This window comes from Mangrovivirga cuniculi (genome assembly GCF_005166025.1).
Classification (GTDB): Bacteria; Bacteroidota; Bacteroidia; order Cytophagales; family Cyclobacteriaceae; genus Mangrovivirga; species Mangrovivirga cuniculi.
In genome coordinates this window covers 3,070,786-3,097,443 of the sequence record NZ_CP028923.1, presented here as the reverse complement: position 1 = coordinate 3,097,443, position 26,658 = coordinate 3,070,786, and the positions used below count along the sequence as shown (strand labels likewise).

29 protein-coding genes are annotated in these 26,658 nt (G+C 36.2%); 1 reads left to right on the top strand and 28 read right to left on the bottom strand.

From position 1 onward, the window contains the following. Positions 1-161 precede the first annotated feature (161 nt). The 26 genes from DCC35_RS13575 to DCC35_RS13460 all read right to left on the bottom strand — a co-directional run bounded on the left by DCC35_RS13575 (position 162) and on the right by DCC35_RS13460 (position 22,160). Complete coding sequence (locus DCC35_RS13575; protein ID WP_137091319.1) at positions 162-461, bottom strand: type II toxin-antitoxin system RelE/ParE family toxin; 300 nt, start codon at positions 459-461, stop codon at positions 162-164. Beyond that, positions 454-705: a type II toxin-antitoxin system ParD family antitoxin gene (locus DCC35_RS13570; RefSeq protein WP_137091318.1), complete on the bottom strand. Its 252-nt coding sequence runs from the start codon at positions 703-705 to the stop codon at positions 454-456. Before DCC35_RS13570 ends, DCC35_RS13575 begins: the two co-directional genes overlap by 8 nt. 582 nt (positions 706-1,287) lie before the next feature. Continuing rightward, positions 1,288-1,434: a hypothetical protein gene (locus tag DCC35_RS20725; protein WP_175402824.1), complete on the bottom strand. Its 147-nt coding sequence runs from the start codon at positions 1,432-1,434 to the stop codon at positions 1,288-1,290. A 224-nt stretch (positions 1,435-1,658) separates the two neighbouring features. After that, entirely contained in the window at positions 1,659-2,648 is a 990-nt protein-coding gene (locus DCC35_RS13565) for a hypothetical protein (RefSeq protein WP_137091317.1), read from the bottom strand. Between the two features lie 3 nt (positions 2,649-2,651). Next, entirely contained in the window at positions 2,652-3,377 is a 726-nt protein-coding gene (locus tag DCC35_RS13560; protein ID WP_137091316.1) for an ABC transporter ATP-binding protein, read from the bottom strand. A gap of 3 nt (positions 3,378-3,380) precedes the next feature. Next, on the bottom strand, positions 3,381-3,830 hold the full coding sequence (locus tag DCC35_RS13555) for an ABC transporter permease (RefSeq protein WP_137091315.1): 450 nt from the start codon (positions 3,828-3,830) through the stop codon (positions 3,381-3,383). Next, positions 3,827-4,294 (bottom strand): ABC transporter permease, encoded by a 468-nt coding sequence (locus tag DCC35_RS13550; RefSeq protein WP_246070015.1) that lies wholly within the window; start codon positions 4,292-4,294, stop codon positions 3,827-3,829. The genes DCC35_RS13555 and DCC35_RS13550 overlap by 4 nt, the downstream gene beginning before the upstream one ends. Next, the gene (locus DCC35_RS13545) at positions 4,288-4,596 is read right to left on the bottom strand and encodes a hypothetical protein (RefSeq protein WP_137091313.1); all 309 of its coding nucleotides are present in this window, start codon (positions 4,594-4,596) and stop codon (positions 4,288-4,290) included. Before DCC35_RS13545 ends, DCC35_RS13550 begins: the two co-directional genes overlap by 7 nt. 17 nt (positions 4,597-4,613) lie before the next feature. After that, positions 4,614-5,828, bottom strand: a complete 1,215-nt coding sequence (locus tag DCC35_RS13540; RefSeq protein ID WP_137091312.1) for an ABC transporter permease — start codon at positions 5,826-5,828, stop codon at positions 4,614-4,616. A 1-nt stretch (position 5,829) separates the two neighbouring features. Further along, on the bottom strand, positions 5,830-6,582 hold the full coding sequence (locus DCC35_RS13535) for an outer membrane lipoprotein-sorting protein (protein ID WP_137091311.1): 753 nt from the start codon (positions 6,580-6,582) through the stop codon (positions 5,830-5,832). Between the two features lie 573 nt (positions 6,583-7,155). After that, positions 7,156-7,593, bottom strand: a complete 438-nt coding sequence (locus DCC35_RS13530; RefSeq protein WP_137091310.1) for a hypothetical protein — start codon at positions 7,591-7,593, stop codon at positions 7,156-7,158. A 192-nt stretch (positions 7,594-7,785) separates the two neighbouring features. Continuing rightward, entirely contained in the window at positions 7,786-8,130 is a 345-nt protein-coding gene (locus DCC35_RS13525; RefSeq protein WP_137091309.1) for an ASCH domain-containing protein, read from the bottom strand. A gap of 206 nt (positions 8,131-8,336) precedes the next feature. Next, positions 8,337-8,627 carry an acyl-CoA thioesterase gene (locus DCC35_RS13520; RefSeq protein WP_217495846.1) on the bottom strand — a complete coding sequence of 97 codons (291 nt, stop codon included), beginning with the start codon at positions 8,625-8,627 and terminating at the stop codon, positions 8,337-8,339. Between the two features lie 143 nt (positions 8,628-8,770). After that, complete coding sequence (locus tag DCC35_RS13515; RefSeq protein WP_137091308.1) at positions 8,771-9,628, bottom strand: TolB family protein; 858 nt, start codon at positions 9,626-9,628, stop codon at positions 8,771-8,773. A gap of 12 nt (positions 9,629-9,640) precedes the next feature. Further along, positions 9,641-10,003, bottom strand: coding sequence for a VOC family protein (locus DCC35_RS13510; protein ID WP_137091307.1), 363 nt, complete (start codon positions 10,001-10,003; stop codon positions 9,641-9,643). A 12-nt stretch (positions 10,004-10,015) separates the two neighbouring features. Further along, on the bottom strand, positions 10,016-10,303 hold the full coding sequence (locus DCC35_RS13505; protein ID WP_137091306.1) for a YdhR family protein: 288 nt from the start codon (positions 10,301-10,303) through the stop codon (positions 10,016-10,018). A gap of 70 nt (positions 10,304-10,373) precedes the next feature. Next, a complete protein-coding gene (locus tag DCC35_RS13500) occupies positions 10,374-12,020 on the bottom strand; it encodes a serine hydrolase domain-containing protein (protein ID WP_137091305.1) in 1,647 nt (548 codons plus the stop codon). Between the two features lie 72 nt (positions 12,021-12,092). Further along, the gene (locus DCC35_RS20720; RefSeq protein ID WP_175402823.1) at positions 12,093-12,260 is read right to left on the bottom strand and encodes a hypothetical protein; all 168 of its coding nucleotides are present in this window, start codon (positions 12,258-12,260) and stop codon (positions 12,093-12,095) included. Positions 12,261-12,581: 321 nt separating this feature from the next. Further along, positions 12,582-13,706 (bottom strand): sensor histidine kinase, encoded by a 1,125-nt coding sequence (locus DCC35_RS13495; RefSeq protein ID WP_137091304.1) that lies wholly within the window; start codon positions 13,704-13,706, stop codon positions 12,582-12,584. A 186-nt stretch (positions 13,707-13,892) separates the two neighbouring features. Beyond that, on the bottom strand, positions 13,893-15,029 hold the full coding sequence (locus tag DCC35_RS13490; RefSeq protein WP_137091303.1) for a DUF4249 family protein: 1,137 nt from the start codon (positions 15,027-15,029) through the stop codon (positions 13,893-13,895). Positions 15,030-15,052: 23 nt separating this feature from the next. Continuing rightward, on the bottom strand, positions 15,053-17,713 hold the full coding sequence (locus DCC35_RS13485) for a TonB-dependent receptor (protein ID WP_137091302.1): 2,661 nt from the start codon (positions 17,711-17,713) through the stop codon (positions 15,053-15,055). Between the two features lie 478 nt (positions 17,714-18,191). Continuing rightward, positions 18,192-18,557 (bottom strand): GerW family sporulation protein, encoded by a 366-nt coding sequence (locus tag DCC35_RS13480; protein WP_137091301.1) that lies wholly within the window; start codon positions 18,555-18,557, stop codon positions 18,192-18,194. Between the two features lie 24 nt (positions 18,558-18,581). Next, positions 18,582-19,175, bottom strand: coding sequence for a hypothetical protein (locus tag DCC35_RS13475; RefSeq protein ID WP_137091300.1), 594 nt, complete (start codon positions 19,173-19,175; stop codon positions 18,582-18,584). A 149-nt stretch (positions 19,176-19,324) separates the two neighbouring features. Next, positions 19,325-20,191 (bottom strand): hypothetical protein, encoded by an 867-nt coding sequence (locus tag DCC35_RS13470; RefSeq protein WP_137091299.1) that lies wholly within the window; start codon positions 20,189-20,191, stop codon positions 19,325-19,327. Between the two features lie 183 nt (positions 20,192-20,374). Next, the gene (locus DCC35_RS13465) at positions 20,375-20,872 is read right to left on the bottom strand and encodes a pyridoxamine 5'-phosphate oxidase family protein (RefSeq protein ID WP_137091298.1); all 498 of its coding nucleotides are present in this window, start codon (positions 20,870-20,872) and stop codon (positions 20,375-20,377) included. A gap of 109 nt (positions 20,873-20,981) precedes the next feature. Next, positions 20,982-22,160 (bottom strand): tetratricopeptide repeat protein, encoded by a 1,179-nt coding sequence (locus tag DCC35_RS13460; RefSeq protein WP_137091297.1) that lies wholly within the window; start codon positions 22,158-22,160, stop codon positions 20,982-20,984. Between the two features lie 240 nt (positions 22,161-22,400). On the opposite strand from DCC35_RS13460, the gene katG reads away from it, so the two are divergent. Continuing rightward, entirely contained in the window at positions 22,401-24,698 is a 2,298-nt protein-coding gene (gene katG / locus DCC35_RS13455; RefSeq protein WP_137091296.1) for a catalase/peroxidase HPI, read from the top strand. 124 nt (positions 24,699-24,822) lie between these two features. Here the strand turns inward: katG and DCC35_RS13450 are convergent, their stop codons facing one another. Both DCC35_RS13450 and DCC35_RS13445 read right to left on the bottom strand, forming a co-directional pair. After that, on the bottom strand, positions 24,823-25,239 hold the full coding sequence (locus tag DCC35_RS13450) for a DUF3995 domain-containing protein (protein WP_137091295.1): 417 nt from the start codon (positions 25,237-25,239) through the stop codon (positions 24,823-24,825). Positions 25,240-25,344: 105 nt separating this feature from the next. Further along, complete coding sequence (locus DCC35_RS13445; RefSeq protein WP_137091294.1) at positions 25,345-26,568, bottom strand: NADase-type glycan-binding domain-containing protein; 1,224 nt, start codon at positions 26,566-26,568, stop codon at positions 25,345-25,347. Between the last annotated feature and the right edge of the window lie 90 nt (positions 26,569-26,658).

Below are 26,658 nucleotides of genomic sequence, written 5' to 3'. Positions count from 1 at the left end.
TTAGTAAATGTTTGTAACTGGCTGTAATCGGGTGATTTAATAACCGTTTGTAATCGTTTATGAATGGATAAATTTTTAGTTTAGACCGGGATACAATCCCTGCTTTTCATGAAAAGTCCAAGTTAGGTTATCGCTTAGCTCCAGACAGTGGGGTGTAGTTTTTATTCTTCTACTCTATATTTTAAATCCATTCTTTCGTGTAGAATTCGAACGACTTCAATTGAGTCCTCATTAAGAATTTTATAAAAAATAATATGCTTTGACACTCTAAACCCACTTAGGTCAGGAATTACCATTTCATAGTTCTTACCAATTTGAGGAGTTTTTGCAATCTGTTTAATTGCTTCAATTAGCATATTATAATATTTATCTGCTTGATTTTCTGACCACTCATTAAGAGTATAGTTCCATATATCAGTCAAATCCTCAACGGCTTTATTGGTTAATATATATTTAGCCATTAAGTTTTCTATTTGCTTTCAAGGATTTTAAATGATTATCAGGATCAAAATCCACAGCATGTCCACTATTTATTCCTTCTTTAATTGAATTTTTTAAAGCTAATACTCTATTTTCTTCCTCTTCTAACAGTCTTAATCCTGCACGAATAACTTCACTGGCATTTTTAAATCTTCCCTGGGAGACGCTATCTTTTACAAATTTATCAAAGTATTCTCCTAATGATATGGATGTATTTTTATTCATGAATTCACTTTTTATTAAAAGTACCAAATTTTGGTAAGTTTTTCAACTTACACCGAACGATTGGCTATGGGCAACCCTGTGGCTCATATTCCTTATATCACTATCGTTGTTTTTGGTTGATAATAAATTCCTAAAAAGTTAAAAACACCTGTTTTTTGCTCAAAATCAACTATTTTCTATTGTTTATATCCATTAGTAAATGTTTGTAACTGGTTGTAATCGGGTGATTTAATAACCGTTTGTAATCGTTTACGAATGGATATACTTTTAATTTAGACCGGGATACAATCCCTGCTTTTTATTAAAAGTCTGTAGTTATGCTATGGCTAAAATCCAGACGGCGGGGGTGTTTATGGTAGGATAGTAAAATTTATGGATGTCAGAAGGACACTCAAAATTCCAAATGCTAAAATATAAATACTTTTCTTTGAATTATATTTTTTTCTTATTTGAAAGAGGCTGATAATACTTACCATAATCATGGTAGCCATAATTGATAATTTCACATTCCAAGAAATATCAAGTTTATGAATGAAAGTGAAATATAAGATCAATAGTATAAAAGGTGTAAATTTCAGTATTTTAATCATCACAATCATTATTACAGTTTTCAGCTTCAGCATTACAATTATCAGATGCTTCTATTTGAGCTACCAGTACAGCTCCGTGACAAATTGGTGCTCCAATTGCAGTCCAATCTACAGATGCACATCCAAGATGGATTTGCAATAATAATAAATTCTGATAGTTTTTAATTAGCTTAAGATGAAGATTTACATACTAAAAACTCCACTTCAAACGAGCATATAATAGCTTTGCCTGGGCTTTAAATTTACCTGTGTAATTATCGTAAAACAGTTGCCCGATAAGGTCAAGATCAAGGTTGGGTTTGATAGAATAGGTAATTGACGGATTGAGGAATATCGCCTGGGTAGTAGGGTAGTAGATAGTTGCTAATCCCCGATAAGTAATGGATGAATGTTATATGAGGATTGCAAAAATACTGAATGGGTGAGTGGTGAGAGATCCCGAACCGTTAGCCGTTGGCGGGAATTATCTATCGGTAGTTCTGACGATAATTCTTTATCTCCATCAGAATTATAAAGATATGATCCATGGAGGTATAATGAATTTTCAAAGCTGTAGTCAACTGATATCGAAGCCAGTAACGCATTGTTAAATAATTTTTTATTGGTATATGGTTTAAAGTAGCTTATCTCACTTTTAAATCCGGCATTTCCCAGGTTACCTGCCCAACCCAAACCGATAGTAATATCCTGCCTTGCTTTTCCTGCAAAAACCTGGAAGTCATATCCTTTCTTATTGAATTTATACATGCCGGCCATAACCATTTCATCAAAGTTATCATGCACGGTAACAGCTATATCAAGACTTGATGCAAATCCCAAATATCTTTTAATTCTGATTGCATCACTACCCGGTCGTTCTTCATAATCAAAGTCAAAAAATGAATAGGTATTAAAAATGTCATTCGGGTTCCAGATCAGGTTGACACCCCAGTTTATTCGTTGTCTTCCTGCCCGAACTTCCCATTTCTCATTGTACCATTCGATATAAACCCGGTCGATCATCGTGTGAAACAACCAGGATTCATTTTTGGGACCGTAAAATGAGAAGTCGAAGTAATCATTATTTTGATCGATAAACTCTCCGTAGTTCGGGATAGCTTTCACTAAGCTACCGTAAAATAGCCTGGTGCGTAATTCAAATTGAAAGTGCCACTGATCATCGGGATACCAATCAAAGTTGAGTCGGTTGTGTATGAGGTTATCAACCAGGGTAGAGTCTTCTGCGATGTTTATCGTGAGCATGTCTTTTACATACCCTGATAAGGTCCAGTTTTTTTGTTCTTCTGATTCTTTTTGTGCGTATATTGAAGGAATTGCGATAGTAAATAATATAAATATCCAGTACCGAAGCATCGTTTAAGAACTTACGTTTTTGGTTTCCCGGACTTCATCCTTTGAAATAGCACCATCCACCAGCGTGATCACTCTTCTGGCTCTGTCTATTACTCGCTGGTCATGGGTAGAAAATATAAAGGTCATGCCTTCATCTCTGTTAAGCCTGGCCATCATGTCAAGCAGGTTTCCGGCAGTTTTAGAATCTAGATTAGCTGTTGGCTCATCAGCCAATACAAATTGGGGTTTTGATGCAAGTGCTCTGGCTACGGCAACTCTTTGTTGCTGGCCTCCGGAAAGTTCACCCGGCCTTTTATCACCCTGATCTGCCAGTCCTGTTTCCTGTAATAATTGTTCGACTCTTTGCTTTCGTTCCTCTTTACCTGCTTTTTGCAATAGCATGACAAATTCGATATTCTCTTTGGCAGTGAGAACCGGTATCAGGTTATAAGCCTGGAAAACAAAACCGATGTTGTGCAAGCGAAAATCGATCATCTGGTTTTTCTTCAGTGTGGAGATATTCTTTCCGTGGATCCACACTTTTCCTGAAGTTGGTGAGTCCAGGCCACCCAGCAAATTCAGTAAAGTTGTTTTTCCGGATCCGGAAGGTCCAACAAGAGCAGTAAATTCTCCCTTTTCGATGTGGAGATGAACATTGTTAACTGCCTTCACAGGAACAGCCCCTTCATCATATACTTTAGAAAGCTCTTCGGTGTGGATTACACAATTGCTATGATTATCTTCTTTCATAACTTATATTTTTCTAATGGCTTTTACGGGATCAAGTCTCAATGCCGTGATGGCAGGGTATATTGATGCCAGCACGGCTGTTACTGCAACCAGAATAAGGATATTAAAATAATACCTCATATCCAGCTGAGGATAGATAATGGGTTTAAATCCATAGGCTGAATAACCTTCTTTATAAAGTCCGGTCATGTCCAGGCCATGAGTTCCCAGGTATTCAATTGTAATGTATGCTAAAAGCAATCCCAGAGGAGCTGCAATCATTACCATGAAGATCGTTTCTAGTGAGATCATAGCAAATAGCTTCCACTTGTTCATTCCAATTGCCATGAGCATGCCTATTTCTCTTACTCTTTCAAGTACAGCCATAAGCATAGTGTTAACGATACCAAAGGATAATGCCAGTAAAATGATGACGAAGAAGATAACCATATACTGGTCCAGTGAGTCGATCATAAAGCCAAGTTCAGGGCTAGTTCTTTCCAGCTTTGAGTGAGCAATGATGGATATCTGTCAAAAAGCACTTTTTTGTATTCCGGTACTTCGTCAGCATCATTTAAAAGAATGGCTATTTCATGTACATTGTTTTCTGTGTTTTGTAACCCGGCAAGGTCAGCCTGATTGACATATAAATTCATTTCCTCAAGTGTGGAGTTATAACTTTGGAAAATACCAACAATCCTAAATGCTCCGGCCACAATATTTCCATCTATATCCTGAAATGTCAGGACAATTTTTGATCGTACTTTTACTTTAAGTTTTTCAGCTAGTTTCTTACCGATAATTACCTTGTTTTTATCTTGTGGAGATAAATATTCTCCCTCGGTAACATTTTGGCTGAGTTGGGTGACACTATCTTCTGACGCTGGATCAATGCCTATGAATTTACCTCCGGAACTGGTGCCGGGAGATGCTACCATTCCAAAAGCCAGTACTCTTCCACTGATATTTTTGACTTTCTCATCTCTGGAGATCTCGGCCAGAATGTCTTCGCTTTTTTTATGAAATATTTCGGGTCATTATCGCGGTCAAAATCCGGGTGATGAATCTGTAAGTGGGAAACCTCATTACCAATAGCATCTTGTAAACGCTGGTCTATCATACCATACATATAAGCCAGGATGAATGACCCCGCCCACATCCCTAGCATTACTGCGATTATCACTACCAGGCTTCTTACTTTATTTCTCCAGATGTTTTTCCATGCTATAGTAAACAGCATCTTAATATTAATTTAAGTTATTTACGCATTGCCGTAACGGGTTCCAGTCTAAGAATATTCAATAGTGGATAGATGGATATCACTAAAGCAATGATGAGAACGATCACTGTTTGCCTGATGAAAATCACAGGATCAACAGAAAAATAAAAGATGGGTTCAAACCCCCATTCTTCATATATTTTTTGCAAACTTTCTCCTACCTGGATAGGGTTAAAATGAAAATACATAACCACCGGAATACTTAATAGTGTACCCGATATTGCTCCAATGAGAGTGATTAATATATTTTCCAGGATTATCAGTACAGAGAGTTTAATTCTTCTCATCCCGATTGCTACCAGGACACCGAACTCATACTGTCGCTCCAGGGTCATCATTAAAACAGTACCGAAAATTCCGAATGCAATAAGGATGTAAAGGACCATTTGAAAAACCAGGTTTTCACCACGCTCATTTTGTAAAAGCTGATGAAGTTCGGGCATCATTGTTTTCCATCCCATCACCTCATATTCAGCAGAAACCGTTCGACTGAGTTCCTTTTCCAGTTCTTCGGCTTCGACCACATTATCAACAGCTAAAACTAATGCAGTGACCCTGTCCGGAGCACCAAAAAGATGTTGGGCCAGTTTTATAGGGAGGTAGACCATTCGTTTATTGAGGTCCGGACTGGCAAAATGAAGCAATCCTTTAATAGGGAATTTGTCCGCAGCATTAATGCCATGATATCCCTGGCCGATAATTACAAGCGTGTCACCAACATCCAATCCTAAATATTGAGCTAAGCCTTCAGCAACAAGAACCTGATTGTCACCTTTATTTAAGTATTCGCCTTTGGTTATTTTCTTATCTACTCCGGTAACCATGGGTTCGTTTTCAGGTTCTATTCCAACCACCATGCATCCACGGGTATGATCTTCAGAGGCAGATAAGGCGAAGGATTCTAATCGTTGTATAACTCCGTTAATGCCTTCATGTGAGGTTAGTTGATTGATGAGGGTATCATTTGTCATCATAGAGTTATCGAGGGACTGGTCGTCCCAGTAACCGTCTTTGTGTACCTGAACAGCACCGGAATAGAAGGAAACCACATTTTCCTGTAATTTGTAAAGAACTCCCTCCGTTACCGAATTCATCAAAGTGGCTAAAACTACTGCAAATACAATACTGGTAGCTGAAATCAGAGTGCGTTTACGGTTTTTCCAAATGTTTCGCCAGGCCAGTTTTAGTAACATCTTACTTTACACGTTTCATGTTTTGCAAGGAGAAAAAGTCTGTTGTTATGGGAATGTTATAGGCTACGGATTCGTATTCTATGATGGTCTTATGCCCATCTTTGTCTACTGGGATGTATTCCATTTTTGCCGGAAGGAGTCTTCCTCCGAGCTCTTTTATATCAGAATAAATGACCTTGTTAACAAGGTACCCGTCCTCGTCATAGAGTTCAGTTTTGAGTTCCATGAAATCATTTTTGTCTATCCAGCTATAAATTTTGCCCCATACCACTGGTGCGTTGGGTTTGGGGATAAGCTGTATTTTGTAAACAGGTCTTCCCAGTATTACGGAATCACCAACAAGGGAATGTTCGTAATCTTCTACGATTGAGGATTCTTTAATTAGATCGTCATTAGTGAAGTCTGAACCCATCCACGATTGCATCATCATAGAAGGAGGGAGCTTAATGTTTCTTTCGATGGAAGGGATCCAGTTCCATATTTCTTTATCTCTTTTTAAGAAAACAGTTCCTTTATCGCGTGCAGGTGAAGTAACTAGTATAAGAGAATAATCTGTACCATGAGACCAGCTTTTTAATTTCATTTCACGCTTCCAGGTAGGTCGCTTTATGGTGATGGTCATAGTCGCTTTGCCAGTGTCTCCACGTCTTTTCAGATCAGCTTTTTGTACAATTTGTTTAGCATCCTGACCTTTTATGAGAATTGGAAACAGAAAAATTAATATCACAAAGATGATTAGCTGCAGCAGTTTCATAGCGGGTAGTAGATTTTACTCCGCTTAAGAAAGGAAATAATCAGGTGAAAAGGAATGATCATTTTCACTTGAGGAGGTGATATTGGTCAATTAAAAGGGATTGATTTAAATAGCGATACAATCGCCAACCTCGTAGATCCTCATTGCAAATGAAGACGATGGCCGAATTTATATAATAGGCTGCTTATTTAGCCGTTCACTTCGAATTATGGATTAAAAATCCAAGGATAGGACTTCGGAATTACAAATTCCAAAGAGCATTAAAGTATCTTGAAACCTGTAATAATTCTCCGTGGAAGTTTAATTATAATATAATGCTGTACCACATTTGCAATTACCTACTGTTTTCAAAGAATCTTTAATCCGGCTAATATCTATTCCACTTGTTTAGCGCAGAGTAGCGAGCGGGGACTGAGATCAGCGTTAGTAATACTGAAAAAACAATTAAAAATTACATTTCAGCAATTCGATCGTAACCACATACGTTCTTATTCGAAACGAGGGAGATTGGTTATTTTTTATTTATATGCCTAGATTTCAGATTGAATAAATCAAACCTTTTTGCACATCAAATTATTTTACCACTTCAAATGACCTGAAGGTTCCACTTTCCCATTTGAATTCACCATTATAATATACCTCAGTTACATATGTATTATGACCGTCACTGATTTTTGTTCTCATGATATCAATTTCAGAATTTGAAAATTCAATTTTGGTTTCGGAATAACCATCTTCTAAGATATACAAACTTGGGGACACGCTTAAATATGTTCCATCCTCATATTCTACCATACCACCTCCTTGATATTCCCTCTTCCATGATCCGTCGATATTATAATATACCCTTACATTTGATTCAGTATAGCCATCCTCTATTTCAAATAAGTTTTCACCGCTATCATTTAAATACATTATTAGGACTTCTGTATCAACAATTGTACAGCATTCTTTGTGTGAACATGAAACAAAAAGAAATCCAATTACTAAAAGTGATGCTGTTTTTTTCATAAATGATAAATATAATTGGTTGTTAGATTAAGTTTTTGCAATAAACCTTCATTGTGAATTTTATTGCTTAATGCTCTATTAATTCCTGATGCTAAAATAATTATTTAGATTGGAAAAACAATATTAACCTTTTGGTATTAGGATTGAATAAGTTGTTTTTAGCCCTATTTTTTATCTTGCTAGTTATTTTTCCTATAAAGGAAGAAAGGTTATTATCGTTAACGGTGAATCATCCTCTATATCAGGGTAATACTTCTTTAAATCATTTTTAAGCTTATCGACTGATTCATATCCATCGTTGACAGCATCATTTTTATCAAGGGCTCTAAAGGTTTTACTATAATCCAGTTTTTTAATTATTGCTTTTATTGTTGGTTTACTGTTAAAGGTTAAGTTAGTTGTTATATCATTGAATATCACATATCCAATTCGGATTGTTGTAGTCTTGGTTTTTGATAAGATTGATTCATAATAAATATCTTCCAGGTTTATAGATTCAGCAATGTATTTCTTTACCCTATTTTTATTTGTTGCCATTTTGTTAATAAACACCAGATCGTATATTAAATTGATTACCTTGATTTTCTATTCTATCTCTTAGAAAGTGATAAGCTATTTCTTCAATAACATTTCACCAATTGCTTCTTTTGCCTTTTCGCTTAATGGATGACTCCCCTTTTTCTCTTTATGTGTTTGAACGATGACGGTTTCAGCTTTTGCAACACATATATCATTTTGAAAGATCATTTGAAAAAGAACAATGGAGCTGTTACCGATTTTAAGAACCCCGTACCAATCTCTACCTGGCCAGGCCAATGAACTTCATTTACAAAGTCAAGCTTTAATGATGCAATGACGAAACTGGTATGTTCACTTGTAATAGGATTTGAGCTGTTAAAGAAAAACTCAACCCTACCCGTTTCTAAAAATGTAGAAAACACTGCATTATTTACATGCCCTAGTTTGTCTGTATCAGCATAGCGGAGTTTATCATAGCTTTTAATGGGAAAATCGTTTAATCGTAAATCTTGCATGTTTGTTATTAGTTTAATCCTTAAACTTAGCTTTTTTAAAGAGAATCCTCTTTTTTAACTATATAGATTTAAAAACTTGATTTGCTAATAGGTATTAAACACAGGGATGAAGGATTAAATCGACTACAAACCGAACTTAAAAATTAGTGTTTTAACACCCGAGGGTCACCATCAAACTCTTTGTTATTAGTGAGCCTTGTATGAGTTTCTGAATTTAAATTATAAGAATAAATTTCCCAGTTTCCGTCTTTATTGCTTCCATAAAAGATATCATTTCCGTCTGATGAAAATCGAGCGATAAGTTCCATCCCCGGACTGTTAGATATATGTTTAATTTCACCTGTATCCAGATTCTTAATCAGAATATCCTGATTTCCCTTTTCAAAATAATCTGAACTGTAAATTAAAAGTTTACCATCCGGAGAAAGATCACCTCTCTCATTATTTGAATCTGAATCTGTTAGTTGAATTATATCTTTTGAGTTCAAATCATACAAGTAGATTTCATTTGTGCCTGAGTGATTACTGGTAAATAAGACTTTATTGCCGTCGCTACTCCAGCCCGGATATAGAGCCTTTCCTTTAAGATTAATTGTAATATTAATTGATTTACCATTTTCGGGGTTTAAAATGAAGATATCGTCCTTGCAGGAATATAATTCATGGGTTTTATTACTTGAATAAAGGGTGTTTTTATCTGTTAAATTGCAATCCACAGGATGACTTAATGTTGACTCTTTCCCGTTTCTTAAATTTAATTTTACTCTGACAATTGAGTCTCCCTTTTGCCTCAAAAAACTAATATTATTCTTATCTATCCATGTTGGTGCCCAATCTTCTTCCTGATTTTGAGTTAATGCTATCTGGTTTTTACCATTAGCATCCATGATGAAAATGTCCGAGTTTCCATTTCTTCCGGATGAAAAAAGAATCTTTTCTTCATTTATTTTAGTGCTGTATAAACTAAAAATGGAAACAAAAAGAATGAAGTATTTGACCATGGCTAAAATGTGTTAGATATCTTCTACAAAAAAGACAGAATTTTTATTTAGGTCATAAAACCCAAATTCATTGGTTTTCCAGGGAGTTTCTAATCTCAATTTCTCCTTTGAAACAGTTCCCCTTTCCAATAACTCATTAAATATCGGATGTATATTTTTGACAAAAATTTTTATGACTGACCCTCCAAGAAGAGGATCATCGTCTGTGTCTGCATGCCATTGCAGGTGAATGCATAAATTCTCTCTCTTCAAAACTGCATACATATTGTCTTTATGCAACAAAGTAAAACCTACATTTTTCTTATACCAATCTACATCTCTGTTAATATCCTGGCTGGGTAAAACAGGAGAAATTTCAAGGAATTCAGTTTTCATAACTAGTTTTGTTTAATCCCTTAGTTGAAAAAGAATGTCCATAAGTTCAACATCCGGGGCTTCTGTAATCTCATAAGCCCCGGGAATGCTTTTTGCCAGGTCTGAATTTCTAAAGGACTGGAGTGACTCAGGAGAATCCCATATATAAATACCTCCATATTCTCCTTCCTGACTGGTTTTAACATAATATTTCTGAAGAAGACCATCAATGGCTTTAAATTGAGGCTGTCTGTCTTTTGCCCTTTTAAGCAATTCTTCTTCCGGAAGATTTGTCTTCAATCTGATGAATTGTAAGATCATATCAAATAAATTTATTGTTATAAAAAGGCTGCCAATTTGCAGTTAGATTTTATTTCATGCTTTATCAGACTTACTGTTTCTGAAAATACACATTCATAGTTCGGCCACTATATATACTCAACCCTTTTATCTCTCCATTCTTATTTCTGGCAAATTTCAGGCTCATCCCTCTATCGGATTTAAACAGGTCGTTGGTCACTGGCTCTAATGTTATTTCTTCCATCCAACGGTGGTTGATAACGAGACTATCATCCTTCGTTACAATATGATAAACAGTTTCCAGTTCCTCACTCCAGTAATTGGCTTCAAATTCTTTCAATTCTTCTACTTGTGGCTCCCATTTTTTAACTTTTCTTAGTTTTTCTTCCGTGCCATTAATAATAGTTAATTGAGTTTCTCCGGTTTCCAGTTCGTTAAACTGAATGCTTCCATTCCATCCGTCCATTGTAAACATGTTTTCCGATATAGGTATAAGTTTTCTTTGTCCGTCGATTGTTAGTGTATCATCAGAGATAATAAACTCTATCGTGCTGTTTGAAGCAGGGGAGAGGTATAGGCCTTCAAATTTTTTCAGCGCATCTTTATTTAAAGCAACCGGTTTTCTCTTTTTATCAGAAGAGGAGGTCATAAATTCTTCGAGCATAAGGTCTGCAATTTTTGATGATGCAAACCAACCATTGCCACCAAAATTTGAAATGATAATAATACCTAAGTCATGATCAGGAAAATAGCTCAATTGAGTGGAAAAAGCTTCATGACCGCCTGTATGCCCGTATCGTCTTAAACCACGGTATTTTTGAGACCTTATTCCTAATGCATATTCAGAATTAGTCCCATTATTAAGAATAAATGGATCAAAAAAGAGATTTTGCACCTCACTACCTCCGATTTCTGCAGTTCGATAATTGTTGATCCACCTGACCAAATCCGGTATGTTTGTATATATGTCGGCTGCTCCAAATATAGCCCGGTTACTTTCTTCGTTTTTAAAGCCATTATCTTTTTCCAGTGAATATGATTCTGCCGCATTATTAATTACCTCTCCGACATAACTTTCAATTTGAGTGCTATGCATATCCAATGGTTTGAGAATGTTTTCTTCAACCCAGGTATCCGCTTCCTCTCCGGTTACTTTTTTCAAAACCTCAGCCAGGATTACCCAGGCGGTACTATTATAAGTCCATCGTGATCCTGGTACAAATTCTAAATCAGGTTGAGCTCTGACAACATTCAGACATTCTTCCCTGGAGAGATGATCAACACCAATTCTTCTGCCTCCAAGATGAGACATGGTATATGCTTCCCGGTAACCACTTGTGTGGGAGAGTAAATGTTTTAGTGTGACGGGATGATCAAATTCCGGCCATTCTTCCAGGTATTTACTTACAGGATCATCAATATTTAAATCGCCTTTAACATGTAGCATAGCAAATGCATAGCCAAGGAATTGCTTACTTACCGATCCTATGTTGTATACCATTTTAGGATCGTTGGGGATGCCATAAGCTAGATTTGCCATTCCGTATCCTTTGCTAAATATCAGCTCACCATTATGAACAACTCCAACTACTACTCCCGGGGTAGAATCATTTACCTGGCTTGGCACCATGGCGTCAATTTTAACTTCCAGGTCTTTTTTGTCGATGGTTTGACCAAAGATAATTTGCGAAAAAAAAATTCCGTAAATGAATATGGAGATAAGAAATGTGTTTTTCATGATTTGTGGCTTTGACAGATTATGTAGTATTTAAGTTATAGGAAATTAATGGTTTTAGGCTATAAAGCAAGCTTAGCTGCTTTTTTGTTCCAATTCAGGGATTACTTCTTTTTCTACACAATCGAGCAAATCCATCAAAACACCGCAGTCGGTTTCGGGTATGTTATTAAAATCCATCAGGCGGTGTTTCCATTGCTTATCAGGAAACAAATCTACCATGGTGTGCCTGAGCTTCTGCATAATGGCGTTCCTATGGTTGTATTCACTTTCAATTAAATTGAAGCAGATTTATTATATGAGAAAAATATTTTGCTTACAGGCCTGAGATTTTAAAGATACCGGAATGATTTCATTCCATTCTATGGATTATTTTATACTCCGGATTCAATATAATTTTTAAAATTGATGTTCCTAAGTATAGTCTATCTAAATATATGGATAGAAAGCCTGATAGTATTATGAGAATATACTGATAAGGAATGAAATTGCCTTAAGCGAGGTATTAAGTTAGTTAGTGGAATAGGTAAATAACTTTACTTGAATCCTGCTAACTTAATCTAATTAATATCGAGGCAGATTTACCATGAAGGTTGTACCCTTTTCCTTTGTGCTCTCCAGGTCTACTGATCCATCATGGGCTTCTGCAATTTTGTTGACAATAAACAACCCGAATCCAAAGCTACTCTGCCTGGAATCTTCATTTTCTTCAGTATCCTTAAACATACCGTTGAATATTATTTCTTTTTTGTTTTCAGGTATTGGCTCCCCTTCATTATGTACAGCAATCGTTGCTTCTTTGTCTTTTGCTGACAGGTTTACAACCACTGGACCTCCAGGTCGACCATAACGCAATGCATTAGTTATAAGATTGGCTACGACCTGTCCAATTCGAAGATCGTCCCATTGCCCGTTTATGGGGCCTGGTGAATTTATTTGAATATCAGCTTTTGGATAAGTTATTTTAAATTCTTCAATAATATGTTTACAATGTGAGGTTAAATCACAGTTGGTTTTATTTACAGTAATTCCACTTCCAAGTCGTAAATTGGTCAATTCAAGCAAATTGCTGATGAGGTCATTCATCCGTCTAATGCTTGTTCTTGAGTGTTGTAAAAGCTCTTCTCCATCGGGAGAAAGGTTTTCAGTTTTAGAAAGCAATTCCTGTATTGAAGCTATACTGGCCAGGGGGCTGCGCAGATCATGTCCTAAAATCCCTAAAAACCAGTTTTTACTTTGATCCATTAAATTATGATAACGAGCTACGGAATGCATCCAGGCTCTGTCTATCGCTTCGTTGAATCGAATTATATCCTGAAATTTTTGTTCACCTGCTTCAACACCGATTTTCTCATCGTAAAGTCGCAATACACTGGCTCTTAATGCACGAAATTCCGAACTTACATGTACGATATCAAAACCGATGTCTACTCGCTGTTCTCCATGAAGTTTGGACGGTTTGTTATCCGGTTCCAGTACTTTTTCCAGATTTTTTGATTTTTCTTCTCTTTCTTCTTTGGTCTGGAATTGTTCCATTTCCTGTGGAATCTGATCGAGCATTTCACTGATATGGTCTTCTATCATTCCAGGTCCCATATCTAAGGCTGGTTCAATGTAATTTTGAGCATAATTGACCCATTCATCTATGATCAATTCCTTATGGTTTTTTATAAATTTTGCCAGCCTCATAATTTTAGTAGAAAGAGTTGTATGTTAATTGAATAGTACAAACCGGAGGGTATAATACTATTTATTAATTTAATTAAATTATTAATGAATTACAATCTATACAGTAAGAAGGAAAGGCGATTTAATCACTATAAAAATTAAATCCCTGGCACAAATTACATACCAGGGATTCGAATTTTATATTGTTTAGTTTGGATTCCACCATGAAGGCTTTTGATCCGTTACAATACCTTTTGGGTACTCCAGGCAATTTTCACAACCGTCCGGAGGAGGCCCGGGGCCTATTGCTAATGCACACATACTTGCCCAGGCATCCTCCGTATCATATGATAACATATCGTGATTAAAATACCACCTGGTAGCTTTTTCTGATACAACATCAAAGTATCCTGCTACCTGACTTTCAGAATTTACTGATTTGAAATTAGTAGCAAGATTAAATGGTTGCTTTTCAATGATTGGATTTCCTGAATTTGATTCTTTTAATTCCTGCCAAAAGAAAAAGTATTCCTTATTTAATGACTGTTGAACTATAAGCACTGATAACCAATCATCCATACTTTCATTTCCTATAACTTCCAGGAAAAAGAGGTCTTGTTGGTAACCACCGGTTATATCTTCCTGAAGGGTGAAAACATTCAAAAAGTATTTATTAGTAACATAGCAATATGCTGGTATAGGACTTCCATCAGGAATGTCATATGGCGTTTTTACTATGTAAGTTGGGTCAAAAGTCCATTTATAAAAATAGGTGTCATTCTGATTATGCTCTGGTAACTCTACGGAAGCAGTGATCCCCTTAATGGTAACTACTTCTTTTTCTCCCCTTATATAATCATATCCGTCCTTATCTTCCTCAGTAAAATTTACCTCACCTACTTCGGGAGATAACGATGGAAGGCTAACCCATTCCGACTCAAAAATATTTTCATCAGGCAGGGTGACGTGCAACTTATATTCTCTTCCGGATTCAGCCTCAAAAGTATTGTCTAATAATTGGTAGACCGGTCTGTCATCAGTATAAACTTCCGTGTAATACCAGGTGTTATCCTCAGAATCTATCAGTTTAACTATTGCTCCACTAACATCCTGACCCCAAACATTCGTTACTTCACTAGTATATGATAATTTAACGGTAAAATAGCGTCCATCACTAGGGTATGTGAGTGTTTCATTAAATGAAGCATCTGAGATATAACCTTCAACTACTAGATAGGGACTTTCATCTTCGATAACGAAATCATACAACTCTACACAACCAACCAATAATATAAAAAGCGGTAAAAAAATTAGTCTCTTATATCTATTATTTCTTTTTATCATTTGATATTGATATTAAAGTCTGATTAGAAATTGAAATTATAATTTATGGAAGGGAAGACACTTCCAAGAATTGATATCTTCTTTGCTTTACCATATTTGTCAAATACGATAGAATATGCATTTTTTCTTCCATACACGTTATAAATTGAAAATACCCATTCGCCATGAAACCTTTTATTTTTAGTCGGATTGTCTGCTATTGTCAATGATAGATCAAGTCTGTGATAATCCGGAATCCTGTATTTATTTCTTTCGGAATAATTTAATACAGAAAGATATGGTCCATAGGAAAATTTAGAAACTGGAATAGTGATTGGCCTTCCGGTGCTGTAATTAAAATTAGCTGATAGTGTGGTTCTTGGTCCTAGTTTGAAATTGGAAACAACGGATAAATTATGTGGCTGGTCATAAACTGCAGCATAATATTTTCCATCATTTATTAAAATCCTGTTTTCTACCTGGCCGTTAAACCTTCTTAAACTCCTTGAATAGGTATATGCTATCCATCCCGAAACTGTCCCTTTGTTTTTCTTTACTAACATTTCTAAACCATATGCCAGTCCATCACCCTGTAAAAGCCCTGCTTCCAATGCAGGATTTAGCGTGATTTCAGCTCCATCTATATAGTCAACAGCATTTTTTGTTGTCTTATAAAATCCTTCCACAGAAGTTTCATACATGTTGCCGCCAAAATTTTTAAAGAAACCTAACGAAAACTGATCTCCGGTAGAAGGTTTTAAATAAGGTCCACTCGATATCCAGTAATCCTGGGGCGTAGTGGATGTCGTATTGGAGACCATATGCAAATACTGTATGGTTCTGAAATAACTTGCTTTTAATGAAAGATCGTCAGTAAGTAGGTATCTGAATGAAACACGTGGTTCCAGCCCTCCAAAAGATTTTATAACTTCGCCATTTGAATAACTAAGAGTATCACTTATGGAAGGGTATCGCCCATTCATATTATCGAAATCAAATTCATAAATATCCTCAGGACCGAATCTTAAAAAGTGAGAATATCTAAGTCCTGTTGATATCGAGAGTTTATCCGTCAGAGGAAAATTAGCCTGTACAAAAACAGCTGATTCCAACGCTCTCTGGTCTTGCATATCAGCAGGGAGCACGTTGCTTTCTTCCTTTAACGGACTTAAAATACCAGGTTCAACGAATACTCTTTCAGTTTCAGCCCCTGCACTAAAAGTTACATCTTCAGACATTTCGTACTGAATTTTATATTTAGCATGTAAACTTCTGATCTTATTCTTATAGGTAAACCCTTCTAATTCGTCGACATTAGTAACCTGACTATTGTAGTTACTGCTTGCCAGGCTTAGTGATGAGTTCATTTTTTCATTGTAGGTTCTATCCCAAACTGCAGAGGCATTAAACGTTTGCCAGCTAAATACAGAATCACTAGCCAGGCTGAAATCGTCATAACTATTATATAAAGTTAAAGTTATAATGTTATTTTCATCAATTGTATGGAAAATCCGTGCAGTAACATCATAAAATTGAGCTGAACTGTTATTAAGGTCAACATCATTGGTTGATCTTAATAACCAGTTAGTGTAGGACATTCGCCCACCTACAATATAAGATGATTTATTTTTAACGATTGGGCCTTCTAATGTCAGCCTTGATGAGACCAATCCTACACCACCTGAAACTTTAAATCTACCTGCATCACCATTTCTAAGTGAAACATCGAGTACAGAAGATATACGACTACCATATTCTGCCGGTCCGCCACCTTTGTAAAGTGAAACGTTACTTACCATGTCCGGATTAAAGGCTGAGAAAAAACCAAACAAATGGGCGGGGTTATAGATAGTAGCTTCGTCCTGAAGAATCAGGTTTTGACCAGTTTCTCCACCTCTTACATTAAATCCTGAAGCCAACTCACCGGTAGTACTAACACCGGGTAGCGAGGTCATGCTTCTGATTGGATCGACTTCTCCCAGGAAGGTCGGTAATGACTTGATCGACTCAATGGTCATTTTTTGGATACCTGTCATCTCACTACGAACATTTTGATCAGGTCTTGAGGCAGTAACTACAAAGGCATCCAATTCGATAGATTCCGGGAATATCTCGGTAGTGATCGTTCTCTCAGGGGCATTTTCATCAAAACACAGAATGTATGACACTTCATCAAAACCAACGAAATTAATTTTCAGAATCTGAAATCCGGGAGTTGTTTTAAGAGAGAATTTGCCATTGACATCAGTGACCTTTCCCTTGCCTTTCGAAGGAATTGTAACCTGGGCACCAACAACTGTCTCATTAGTGCTCTTATCAATTACAGTTCCCGTAACAGTAGTCTGCTTTCCGGGACTGCCTTTTAGTAAAATGTAATTTTCTTTTCTTTTGGCATAATACCCTGCTTCTTCTCTGCTAATTATGACTAATTGATCATTCTCCAGGGTGAAAACATGATATTCCGGTATATATTCTTCAAGCCAACTGACTAAACGCCATGGTGATTGAATTCCATAAACTAATTTATGGGGAAAATCATTCTTTTCATAGGCTATTACTACGCCATGTTCCTCTTTTAGCTCTTCGAGAAATTCCGTAAATAATTTACCATTATCAGAGGTGTCAACATAAATGTCGGTCACCTTTTGAGCATTTATTAATAATGGAAATAGAATTAAAAAAAGTGGGAGTAATCTTCTATTCATTTAAATAGGACTTTGGTGTGGTTTAGATTCAAAGCTCTAAGATAAATAATTATTACTATGATTGGGCTATAATTATTTTAATGGTTTTAATTTCTTAAGACCGGAGAGACATCAATATATATGGAGAGTATATTGTTATTTTACTATTCTGTAGTTATCAAAGAGGAGGCAATTCATTTGCTCTTCTTAACCGGAGAATTGTTTCGGTTGTAATCTTTTTGCAATTCAGCTCCTGGTCCAAATCCAAATGCCATAACTATAGGGTTAAAGATATTATATTATTTATTCAATTGTTGATAAAAAAGAATGCCAAGATAATTTAATGTGTCAAAAAGTCAATAAGATGTTACATCTTTTATAATTATGAGGGTATAATTTAAAAACAAAGACCCCTCATGGGGTACATGAGGAGGTCGGGGGGATTTTAAATCTTAAAAAAGCGATTTTAAAGGATTGAAAAATGTATTAAGCTTTTTATTCAGTGTTTCGCATTTTCTTTTTTGTCAAGAATTTTACTTACCATATCCGGAATCTTTTCAAAAGCGGCAGACATTCCTTTACTACCTTTATTTGCAGATAGAAATGATATTTCATTATCACGGGTAACCAGGAATCCGATTGGCTCAATACCCATACCGACCCCGGCACCACCGCCTTCTCCTTTTCCGGCTCTGTTTGAATCTCCGAATCCTCCACCACTGCCGAATCCCATACCGATTCTGACAACGGGTACACAAGTGAACTTGCCCAATTCGAATGGTTTACCAATAATAGTTTCTGTATTTGCTTCATCCTTGATGAACTCGGTAATCTTGTTCAATAACTGATCGAAATTTACTTCCATGGCTGTATAGACTTTAGTTAATGATTATTTGCTTCTGATAAATTTCCAGGCTGGCCTGACCAATCTGATCAAGCGATTCTGGATAATTAATTCTAATTCGTTTCTTCCCGTAAAATTTATTTCTGTTTGCCTCCGAGGACTGCTTATTAAATAAAATAAAGGGAACAACTGAGCATTCATGACATAATCGTCGGTGTCAATATTTACCTTTAAGTGTTTAATTCTAAAAGTATTGAGCGCATGTATTGCGAATCTTTTTATCGCACGAGGTGATTTACCTTTTCGTTTTCCAGAGTGTTTGATTTCTTTCTTTTTCTCCGGTTCCTGAATTTTTTGTGTTTTCTTTACTTCAAGAGGCTTTACGTTAAAATTGCCAACTAAAGTATTCAGATGAATTATCGGGTTGAGTTCTTTTATTTCCAGTTTTGCTTTAAATAGTCCAGTCAGGTGAAGAGAATATTCATCTTGCCTGGTGTTTACATTAATAATCAGTGTAGTTAATAAAACCCAACCTACCATAACGGCCAGCAATACTATAATTACCAATATTATGTAAATGACCCATATCATGATATGAATATACATATCAAAATATGATTTGTTAATGATAAGGATCATTAGCGAAAATGATTTTTTATATTGCTGAAATTCAGCTGGTTTATGAGTTTTTTTGTAATGGTGTTTTTAATTGAGAAAGGCCCTGAAAATTGACTGTTAAAGCAATTTTCAGGGCCTTTTATTTCAGGTGTTGTTTTTAAATCTCTGTATTAATTAATGGTTTTTATAAGGACTACTCCATTTTCTCCCCGTCTACCATATAATTCGGTACCTTTTCCATCAGAACCAGAAAGTACTTTAATACTTTCAACTTCACTGTCAGTATACTTGTTTAAGTCTGCAATACCTGTACGAGGTATACCATTAATAACCACTAGTGGAAAATGTCTGGGATCAGTTTGTTCATTGATATTTAACTCATTTTTGATTTTTGCTTCAGCTCTCTTGTAAAAATCTGTCTTTTCCTGTTCATCATCTAAAAATCTATCGATTGAGAAGGAGGTCATTCCCCAACTGTAACCTCCAGGATCGAGGGAAACTTGAAAGTCATCGATGATCTTTTTGGTATCAATTTCTTCATTGATATCCCTTAGTATTTTGACTACTCTTTTCTTGTTTTGATCTTTCTCGTCGCATGGAGACCACATACTAACAATTTTATAGCTTTCAGGGGTTGAAATTTCTATGTAGACCATCGCCCCATCAATACCACTGGATGGATCATCTTTGACTGTCATTACTTTATTTTGCAAAATAGATTTTAAAATTCTCTTTGAAGTTGCTGTGCTAAAAGTGGTGTCTTTTATTTCCGGATCACTTCCAGTAGTGAAAACCTGATATTCAGAAACTGTCTCTTCATCAACGCTGACAGTCATGACAGAATTCGATTGCCATATTCGGATATTTAAGGAATCTTCTGAAGCTCTTATTTCTTCTAAATTATGGGTTTTGATCAATCTTGGAAGTCTCTCAATAAAGTTATGAATCCTAGGAATGTCAGGAATGTTAAACTGCTTCTGACAGAATAAAGTGTTACTAAATGACAGTAGGAACACAATAGTGGTAATGATTCTCATTTTCTCAGTCTGGTTTAAAAAAAAAGAAGTGAATAATATTACCGGCATTATATCCTGGCTTATACACTTCCCTTATAGTTGATAAATTAATAGGATTTAAATATAAGATTGAGAGTTATTAAATGGTAGGATATTAATAAAAAATATAAAAAAAATAACCCGGCGCTAACCGGGCTGTTTTTATCAATTTCCAAATTTTTCATTTTCTCCCATGTCGGGAACGGTCTCTTCTTTTATATTAGCCTTGGCAACTTCATAAAGTTGAAGGACTTTATTTTCGTCAGTTACCCAGTGTTCTCCTTTGTTGATTTTGACTTCCAGCATTGCTACTTCAGGATCCTCTTTTCCTTCTTTGAACCAGGCGCTGGCCCAGGCATTCCAATATTTGTCAATTAAATCCTTATCCTGGGTAAGTTTTGCCTTACCGGTTAATGAAACATACACTTGATTTTCAGGATCGGAGAAGGTGATGCACACATCGCGATCATTTTTAATTTCGTAAACCTTTGAATCACTTTTAGGAGTGTAGAAATACAATGTGCCATCGTAAGCATCCTGAACTAATGACATTGGACGTGCTCTTAGCCGATCGCTCTCGTTATTCTCCTGGGTAACGAGCATCCCTACTTTTATATCTTTTATAAGATTCCAAATCTTTTGTTTGTGTTCCGGACTTGACATTTGTTGGTTGGTTTTGATTAAACATGCATTTATTATATAAACGAGTGCAATTGGTAACTGTTTAATATAATCTGGATTCGATCAAAATCACCTGCAAATAATAGAGAAGTTATAGATTCTTAGTTTTAAGCTGAGAAATAATATCATCTATATTTTTTAAAACACTTTGGCTGCTTCCCCAGCTTTTAATAAGCTGATTTTTTGCTTGTTCAAATTCAATAGATGCTTCATCTAGATTGCCTAAATTCAAATGACTTTTTGCAATCATTAATGAAAGAAAACCTAAGGCCTCAGTGTTACTATGATATTCGTCTCTTTGATCTTTGAAGAAGGTTATAAGATTACTTATCTCCTGTTTATATAAAAACATAAGATTGATGTAGGTATTTAAATTATTTGGTGCAGAATCAAAATACTGTTTCCTGATCTGATGCTCTTTTGGATATCCCGTTTTCCTGCTTGTAATTAAAAAATTTAATAATCTTTCTGTATTTCCTGGTACCAGGTTATTAGCCATTTCAAAATACTCCAATGCTTTTTGATTGTCCTCTTTTTCCACGTAAATTAAAGCAATATAATTATTGCCTCTTGCTTTTAAATCATCAGTTCTACTTTTATTAATTGCTAGTTTTGAATAGGAAATGGCATTGTCTAATTTGCCTTCGTCAGCAGATATTATAGCTAAATTAAGATAGTTTAATCCATATTCAGGATTAAGGTCTATAGATTTTTTGTAATACTCTTTTGCTTTCTTATAATTCTTTTTATTGTGATTGGATATGGCTATGGCATAAAAGCTTTTATAATCGTAAATATTGTTTTCGTAGCAATCCATGAAGAGATTTTCATAATTATCCATGAATTCCTGATCTATAACAGGGCATTGAGCACATCCTTTATCTGTCTGCATACTTAGATAAAAATTAGCCACCGCAAACTTCAGCTTATAGTTATCCGGATAAGCCCTCATTAATTCCGGGCCTCTCTGCTTTACATTTAGTATTTGCATATCTCTTTCACACCACTCTTTAGCCCTTAATTCATCAATATCTTCATCAGGACTAAGATTTTTTAATGCAAATAAATAATGACCGGTAGAAAATAAATATCCATCAATACAAGCTTCGATTTTTCTTCTGAAGGCTTCAGGGTCTTCGTTTTCAGGGTCTATTTCTTCTAATAACAGAAAAGCATCATGATACTGGCGATCTGCTAATAACTGATCAACCTTTTCAAACTGATCGGGATTGATACTGACCAGAATAAGTGAGAGTAAAATTATTTTCATTGATGTTTTTAGGTTTTGATTGATTAATCAAAATTATACAATTCAAACTTTTCTGGCGTTTTGAGGTGGTTTTTTTATAAATATAATTAGCTTTTTAGCTTTTAATAGGTCGTATGTTGCTAGATACCAATAACTTAATTATTTATAGATTTTGTCTATTGTTTGATAGATTTTATCAATTTGAATTATGATTATTAAAGCTGTATAATTGCAATGGAATCACAATAAATTAATTGCCAAATGAAAAAGATAACAGCATTTTTACTGCTGATAGTTCTCGTGATTTTTCTTCCAGCCTGCCAGCAAAGCAGTGCTAATGAGGACAGTACATCAGCTGACGGAAGTTCCGGTGCAACTATGAAAAGCCGGTCTAATAAAGTTTCTACCAGCAATGCCGAATGGTGGCCTAACAGGTTAAATCTGGCAGTCCTTCGCCAGCATTCATCCTTATCTGATCCGATGAATGAGGATTTTAATTACCTGGAAGAGTTTAACTCGATAAATTATGATTCACTTAAAAGCGACATCCGAAAGGCACTAACAGACTCAAAAGACTGGTGGCCTGCAGATTATGGTCATTATGGTGGGTTGTTCATTCGTATGGCATGGCATAGTGCCGGAACATATCGTACCGCTGATGGTCGTGGAGGATCGCGATCTGGTATGCAAAGATTTGCGCCTCAGAACAGCTGGCCTGATAACGCCAACCTGGATAAGGCTAGAAGACTTATGTGGCCTGTTAAGCAAAAGTACGGTAAGAAAATATCCTGGGCTGACCTGATGGTATTAACCGGAAATGTAGCTCTTGAAGATATGGGATTCCAGACTTTTGGTTTTGGTGGCGGAAGAGAAGATGTATGGGAGCCTAATAAGGATGTGTATTGGGGTTCTGAAAAAGAATGGTTAAGCAATGATGAACGCTACTCAGAAGATGGTGAACTTAAAAAGCCTCTTGCAGCAGTACAAATGGGATTAATCTATGTTAATCCAGAAGGTCCGAATGGAAATCCTGATCCGCTTTTAGCTGCAGATGATATCCGTACTTCTTTTGGAAGAATGGGAATGAATGATGAAGAGACAGTAGCCCTGATTGCCGGTGGCCACACTCTTGGTAAGGCTCATGGAGCTGGTGATGCATCAAATGTAGGTCCTGAACCAGAAGCTGCTCCCATTGAAGAGCAGGGTTTTGGCTGGAAAAGCGAGTATAAATCCGGAAAAGGTGCAGATGCGATTACCTCAGGACTTGAAGGTGCATGGACATCTTCTCCGACAAAATGGAGTCACTTGTACTTTTTTAATCTGTTTGAGCACGAATGGGAGTTGACAAAAAGTCCTGCAGGAGCTCACCAATGGGAACCAAAAGAAACTAAAATGAAAGTGCCTGATGCGTTTGATGAAAACAAAACGCACAAGCCGATCATGTTCACCACCGATCTTGCTCTGATAGAAGATCCTGAGTTCAGAAAAATCTCTAAAAAGTTTTATGAGAATCCTCAATTATTCAATGAGGCATTTGCTCGTGCGTGGTTTAAGTTGACACACAGAGATATGGGTCCAAAGACTACTTATCTTGGGCCTGAAGTTCCTGAGGAAGACCTAATCTGGCAGGATCCGATTCCTGAGGTCGACCATCTGTTAGTTGATGAGAATGATATCCGAAATTTGAAAGGTCAATTATTAAATTCAGGATTAACGATCAGTGAGATGGTAGAAACTGCCTGGGCTTCTGCATCTACTTATCGTGGGTCAGACAGAAGGGGAGGAGCAAACGGTGCCCGTATCAGACTTGCTCCACAGAAAGACTGGGAAGTAAATAACCCGGAACAGTTGGCTAAAGTGCTTGCTGCTTATGAGAAAATTCAGAAAGAATTTAACAAGAGTAATGGCGCTAAGAAAATATCAATGGCTGACCTGATTGTTCTTGGTGGTGCAGCAGCAGTTGAACAAGCAGCAGCTAATGCAGGATTTACCGTAGAAGTACCTTTCGAGCCTGGCCGTATGGACGCTACTCAGGAACAGACTGATGTTGAATCATTCGCACTACTTGAGCCAATGGCAGATGGATTCAGAAACTATCTGAAAACAAAATATATGATCTCTACCGAGGAATTGTTAGTTGATAAGGCCCAGCTATTAACATTAACGGCTCCTGAAATGACTGTATTAGTAGGAGGGATGAGGTCATTGAATACTAACTACGATGATTCTAAGAATGGGATATTTGCTAAAACTAACGATCAGTTAACTAATGACTTCTTTGTTGCTTTGATGGATATGAGTACAGAATGGAAGCCGGCAGATGACAGCAAAGAGCTCTTTAACGGATATGACAGAGAAACCGGAGATCTAATATACACCGCTACTCGTGCAGATTTGATCTTTGGTTCAAATTCAGAGTTAAGAGCTATTTCAGAAGTATATGCCAGTGCTGATGCCAGGGAAAAATTTGTCAGGGACTTTGTCGCAGCATGGGACAAAGTAATGAAGCTCGACAGGTTTGACATTCGCTATCCGGAAAGAGAAAATCGTGCTCAATAAAATGGAAAGCCCCGAGGAGATTCGGGGCTTTTATTTTTATGATAAATTTAATGGCGATACAATTGCCAATTTCAATCATCCTACTTGCAAACGAGGACGATTGGTTGACACTCAAAAGTTTTATTTAATTAAGCTGAATAATTATTCCTACGATGCCAATCACCAGGCATAATGGGGAAAATAGTTTAGTATCTAATTTTCCAAATTCCGTTGTCCTGACTTTCTTAAAGAAACCGACATACCTAAAGTCTCCTATAGCTCGTAAAAGAAAAATAGCCGGAATTATCCATCCTCCATATTTCATAACCCACTGAGGAATCTGATGGTCGATCATTCCTGATTTGAATATATAAAACAAGGAAAAAAATATAAGACCTAAGCCCACAATGGCACTGTCTGCTTTCTTTGGATTTAATACTCTTTCTCCGTTTTCTTTGGTTGGTAGTGATTGGGCAAACCCAAATTCACCTCCGATTACCCAGTTAAGATGAATAAGGCCTAGTATCAGAAAGATGAAGCTTAATGTTAGTGGTAGAGTCATGGCATTTGAAGGTTGGGGAGTTAAACTGTGCTTAATTTATTCAAATATATATTCACTTGGCCACCAAAACCTGCTTTTAACTATTTAATTCACACTTTATTATAATTATTGATTACTGCTTTTGCCATTTAACTCTTCGACACCAACGACTAATCCATTTGCAATGAAATTATTGCCGGAACTTAATTTTGAAATGGTATAAGTTTCCTGATCTCCCTGCTCAAATTTTAAACCAACTAGTCTTTCAATGCCATCGGAGGTTATAAATAAGTCCCCGGGAACGATGGTTTTAATATTCTCAAATCCTTTATATTGACTTGATTGCTCAGGTAAAAAAGAGGCCCATCCTTTATTTTGAATCATAAAGGGGTGATCTAATGTAGCAGTTATTTTTAATCCACTCTCAAATTGATAGGTTATCAATCTATGATGAATAACCTTTTCCAGTTTCTCAATGCGTGCTGAAGTGATCTCCATAGTTTCGAGATTCATTTGAGCTACTTTATCACCAATTTCCAGTTTCTCAATGTTTTTGATGGAATTATCTGCCATTTGGATTTTGGTTCCTTTAGCAAAACAATGAACATCAATGCCATCGAAGAATATTTCTGATATAACTACATCGTCATATTTACTGCCTTTATAGACTTCGATGATTTCAAATTTTAGCTCCCAAACCGGTGAGTTTTCAGGTGCTTCCCAGCCTTTACCTATCGGGTCAAATTTGAAAGATTGAATGCCTCTGATATCTTTCAGATTTAAAATAGCAAATGGCTTATTATCAAGATAAACTTTTAGTTTTTTAACCCTGGAATTATTAATCCATGCTGTATGACTTTTGACATATCCATTTACTACCTTGATCTCAGTAATTCGTGGTGCTCTTGCACCAAAAGTATAGGTTAAATATTCACCAATACCATTTCCGGGTGCACCTTCCACCCAGGCATGTTTAAAGTTCAGGTCATGCGCATTGATAGGTTGATAACTATTTTTACCCTGGGGTTTTAAATAACTTGATGCGGTCACACTTTTAGGTCCACCGCCACAATACCAGCTACATGCCATACCTTCGATATCCCAGTAGCTTTCCCTGGTTTCATCTACTTTGGCTAAAGCATCTTTTTCTTCCTGGCTTAAATCATCATAATCAACACCATCAGACATTTTGTCCCATATTTTCAAACAAGCCTGGTAGTTCTCATTAAAGGCTTTCTCACCTTCCAGGCTAAAGTTCATTTCTTGAACCGAAGATGGATCTACCTCTTTTATTTGCAAAAAGGCGATTTGAGTGATGAAGTATAACCCGATTAAAATTTTTAATTTCATTTGCGGTAGAGGTTAGAATAAACTCTTAATTGTTAATACACATTTAAGATCTTTTGTAACCATTAGATCTTTTGTAATCATTGATTTTCA